This is a genomic window from Acinetobacter sp. NRRL B-65365 (assembly GCF_001605865.1).
GTDB lineage: Bacteria > Pseudomonadota > Gammaproteobacteria > Pseudomonadales > Moraxellaceae > Acinetobacter > Acinetobacter vivianii.
Genome location: NZ_LRPD01000065.1, coordinates 1 through 4,497, shown reverse-complemented (window position 1 = coordinate 4,497; position 4,497 = coordinate 1). Strand labels below are relative to the sequence as shown.

Annotated in this window: 6 protein-coding genes; all 6 read right to left on the bottom strand. The window is 44.9% G+C overall.

Annotation, left to right across the window (positions count from 1 at the left end; all coding sequences use genetic code 11):
• A partial coding sequence (locus AWW72_RS16650) for an NAD(P)/FAD-dependent oxidoreductase (RefSeq protein WP_062848066.1) occupies nt 1-1,019 on the bottom strand: 1,019 nt, incomplete at its 3' end.
• A gap of 27 nt (nt 1,020-1,046) precedes the next feature.
• Nucleotides 1,047-1,979: a VOC family protein gene (locus AWW72_RS16645; protein ID WP_062848065.1), complete on the bottom strand. Its 933-nt coding sequence runs from the start codon at nt 1,977-1,979 to the stop codon at nt 1,047-1,049.
• Between the two features lie 11 nt (nt 1,980-1,990).
• Nucleotides 1,991-2,755, bottom strand: coding sequence for an SDR family oxidoreductase (locus AWW72_RS16640; protein WP_062848064.1), 765 nt, complete (start codon nt 2,753-2,755; stop codon nt 1,991-1,993).
• The gene (locus AWW72_RS16635; RefSeq protein ID WP_004772872.1) at nt 2,748-3,815 is read right to left on the bottom strand and encodes a Rieske 2Fe-2S domain-containing protein; all 1,068 of its coding nucleotides are present in this window, start codon (nt 3,813-3,815) and stop codon (nt 2,748-2,750) included. Before AWW72_RS16635 ends, AWW72_RS16640 begins: the two co-directional genes overlap by 8 nt.
• A gap of 17 nt (nt 3,816-3,832) precedes the next feature.
• Nucleotides 3,833-4,132, bottom strand: a complete 300-nt coding sequence (locus AWW72_RS16630; RefSeq protein WP_004772875.1) for a recombinase-like helix-turn-helix domain-containing protein — start codon at nt 4,130-4,132, stop codon at nt 3,833-3,835.
• A gap of 25 nt (nt 4,133-4,157) precedes the next feature.
• Nucleotides 4,158-4,463 (bottom strand): non-heme iron oxygenase ferredoxin subunit, encoded by a 306-nt coding sequence (locus tag AWW72_RS16625; protein WP_004772876.1) that lies wholly within the window; start codon nt 4,461-4,463, stop codon nt 4,158-4,160.
• Between the last annotated feature and the right edge of the window lie 34 nt (nt 4,464-4,497).

The following is a 4,497-nucleotide window of genomic DNA, read 5'->3' as shown; positions in this document are numbered from 1 at the left end:
ATCTGCCCTGTTTTTTCAGGTTGATACGTGCCTAAAATCTGAATATTAAAGTGATACTGATCTGACCATAACCACGGAATATCGCTATATTCGGTTTCAATGCCCAACATTGATTTTGCAGCGGCAATGGCCTGATTCTGTGCATTGGCCCATGACTGGATGCAATACCCAAGCCCTGGATGAATCGCAACATCACCTGCGGCATAAATATCCTGGTCAGAAGTCTGCCCAAAACAATTCACCACAATGCCATCTTTCACGTCCAAGCCCGCATTGACACCAAGCTCTTTGGCAATATCAGCACCTGCACCTACAACCACACAATCAAACAGCTCACTTGCATTCGGATGATTGACCACTTCAACTTTTTGCTGACCTACTTCAATCAAATGCAGATTTTTACTATCTAAATGAATCTGGGTACCTTGCTGCTCATGCATGTTTTTCAAGAACTCAGAGACATCGGGACTGACGCTACGCGCGCACAGACGATCGCCATATTCAAAAATATGAACCTCTTTGCCTTGTTTACGTGCCGTCGCTGCAATTTCCAGACCAATCCAGCCACCACCAATCACGGCTAACTTTTGCGAATGCTGCAAGATTTCGGCTAAACGCTCACAATCCTGAACATTACGTAAAGTCACCACATTGGGAATAAACTGCCACGTATTCACAGGAACACGCGCACGGCTACCTGTGGCAATCAACAATTTGTCATACGGTAAAACCTGACCGCTTTCCAGAACCACCTGCTTCTGCTGGCGATCTACCTGAGTAGCAACTGCTGGCTTGTGCCATTGGATATTAAAATCCTGCACCTGCTCTGGAGAAAACAGATGCAAGCTTTCATAAGTAGCTTCTTTTGAAAGTACCTGTTTTGACAATGGTGGGCGTTCGTAAAACACACGGTCTTCATTTGAGACCACATGAATTTCACCTGAATATCCATTCTGGCGCAAAGTACTGACTGCCCAACCCGCAGCTTGTCCTGCACCCACAATTACGATTCTTTCCATAGCTTGTTCTCCCTGCTTGATCTGTACTTATGCAGGTTTAACCTGACGACGGGTGTGATCATCCAGACCGCCTTCAATCGCCCATTCTGTAAAGAGTTCCAGACGATGTTCTTCAATGCGTGGTTGCCATTCTTCGGTCAGATAGTCATCGTTAGTGTAATACTCAAACGCACCACCAAGCGGTGAATTGACATACCAGAAGTAAGCTGAAGAAATCGGATGGCGTCCTGGGCCAATGAACGTTGACCAATCAGAACGGTTCATGTGCAATCCACCACCAATCACCTCATGGATATCACGAACGACGAATGCGACATGATTGAGTCCAGCAGGTTTATTTGGCACCGAAAGCAAGAACAGGTCATGGTGGAAACCTTTACCGCGACAGCGTAAGAATGCACCACGATTGCGATAAGCATCTGATAAGAAGAAACCAAGTTTCTCAATATAGAACTGTTCCGTCTTTGCTAAATCAGGCGTGAAAAACACCACATGACCAATCGCAACAGGTTGTCCTTTGTCATATACAGGACTTGCTGCATTGACACGTTGTACATTGCCGTACTGGTTAATGCCTTCTGTTTTCAATGCAGGTAGATCTTGGGTAAAGCTTTTCTGAAAGCGGATCGTCATGCCATTCGGATCTAGACACTGCACCATATCCGCAGTCGCCTGATAACCCTCTACATCATTTAGACGAAATGCTAAATTTGCCAAATCCTGTGCCGCATCATCTAGTCCCCAAGTCACTTCACGTAAAGTTGAACCTGACTCAATGGCTTTTGGTAAACGATGATCATCACAATCAAATAAGTAGATCTTGCTGCCATTTTGTGTCTGGTAAAGATCAGTCCCTTCAATATCTGACTGACTTTGCTTTAGACCGAAATCTGCCAAAAATTTATTCGAAGCAGCTCTGTCTTCAACGCCAAACTTTAAAATCTCAATCCCTGTAATCATGAGATGACTCCTTAATTAAAGACAAAACCGCCATTTACTGGAATATTCTGTCCTGTCACAAACGAGGACAAATCTGATAGTAAATAAAGGGCTGTTCCGTTCAAATCCTGTGGTAATTGCTGACGTTGAATCGCACGACCATTCACATATAAATCATGGCGTTCTTGTGGCACATAGGCTGTTGCTTCAACCAGAGTCAATCCCGGTGAAAGCGTATTAATACAGATATTAAATGGCCCAAGTTCTCTCGCCATGGAACGTGTCATTGCAGTTAATGCACCTTTGCTCGCGACATAGGCCATGAGGTTGGGAGCACCCCACAACGCTGTATCCGAAGCGACGTTAATGATCTTGCCTGCACTGGACTGTTTGAGATAAGGCACCGCAGCCTTGGTCACTAACCAAGTCCCTTTCACATTAATGTTCATGACACGATCCCAAAGATCTGCGTCATAATCCATCATGCTTTTACCGCCAACATTGGTTGCAAGTGCGGCACAGTTCACTAAACCATCCATTCCGTCCATGCGCTCAGCTGCTTGCTGAACTGCTTGCTGGATCGAGTCTGCATTTGCCAGATCAATGCTCACCGCATCAACCTTTAAGCCTTGTGCTTGCAAAGCAGCGGCTTCTTCTTGTACCAGATCAGTCAAGATATCAGCCATAACCACTTGAGCGCCTGCTTCCGCAATCGCTTGTGCAAAGTCTCGACCCAAGCCTCTTGCCGCACCTGTGACAAGGACTTTTTTGTCCTGTAACAATGCGACATTAACCATGAACTTCTTCCTGCATTTCAATACGGTTTGAGGTATTCAATGCTGCAATTTTCTTTAACTGTTTTTCCGCTTCTTTTTTCATTAAACGGCGTAAACGCGAGAGACCAACATCATGTTGATAAAGGAATTCGTGTTGACGGGCATTCGGCGCAAGATTTTCTAAAATAATGCGATCCTGTTCCAATACATCCCAATGCAATTTTTCTAAATGGTTACGGTAAAGGAAGCGCCAGACATTACGTTGCCAGCCACTGACTTTACGGCAGCGCCAGAAAAATACACGGGTATTGTTGGCATCAATTGGCGTTGCATAACCCACGATCCAGAACTCGCCACCTGGGCCAAAGTCTTTACGATACGGAATGGAGAGGCGTAACCAGCTTGCACCCGTATTGGCATATTCAACCCAGTCAAAATTCACCCCAATTTGGCCTTCTTTCTCAAAAACAAAACCATTTGGCGTTGAACGGTGTTTCATTTCCGCAGTACGGTCGCCCTCTGCCATTGAGTGTGACGTGCAATGCAAATAACTACCATGCATCGGGTCCATCACATTATCAATCGCATACTGATGATTTACTTTCCAGTCCGCCTGACATAAGAATGAACTCCATTCCTCACTTGCCAGTTGTTCAGGAAAATCTAGCGGCTTAGGCGCTTCATTGGCATCGATACCAAACCACATGAAAATTGCACCATGCTGTTCAATCACAGGATAGCTTTTGACACATGAAGTACCCTTCATTGGACAATCATGTACCGCAGGCACATCTTCCACAACGCCATCATGGCGAACTTCAACACCGTGATACCAGCAAGCTACACGATTGCCCAGATTCCAGCCTAAAGAAAGACGTGCGCCACGATGCGGACAGCGATCTTCCAAAGCATGAACCTGACCTTCTGCGTCACGCCAAACCACGATATTTTCACCTAAACGGGTAATACCGACTGGATTTGCAGCCACTTCCCAGCTTGCCAACACAGGATGCCACTGATCACGTAAACCTAAATCTAAATACTCTTCTACACTTGGAGTAACTGATACTGCTGCGTTCATCACTATTCTTCCTTGAATTAATAACCTAAACGTTGCATTTCTTCTGAGAACTTTTCAGAAGTCCAAAGCTCACCAGATTCACAGCGAAAACCTTGCTGGTTTAAAGACTGGACTAAATCTGTGAGTTCAGTGACGCCTGTAGAAAAGGCTTTGATGAGATGTTGAACAAAATCCTGTTCATAGACAGTTGGCTCTTTATAACGTGTTTGCCAAACCAGTAGCTCTGCCTGTCCCGGTATCTGAATATTGTTAATCCCTGCTTCGGTCGCTGGCGTGGCATGAATCCAGTTCGCTAGCTTCTCATTAAAAGTTTTCATGAGATTCCATCCTTTAAAATAAAACTTATAGTTGAATTTGAACGTCCTGCCCTTCAACACGTACTGGATAGGTGCACAAATCACGGCATCCTGGTCCACTCTTCAACTCACCTGTCTGGATATCAAAGATCGCCTCATGCAATGGGCATTCCACTGTTTGATCTTCGATAAAGCCTTCTGTTAACAAGGCAAAGGCATGTGGGCAAACATTCTCGATGGCAAAGTAATTATCATCGATGAAAAATACGCCAATTTTCTTACCGTCGACTTCAATGGCTTTCGGCTCGTCTTCGGTGATGTCGTCTTGCTGACAAACTGAGATCCAACTCATCCTTGCATCCTCATTTGTTTTATATATAAAACAT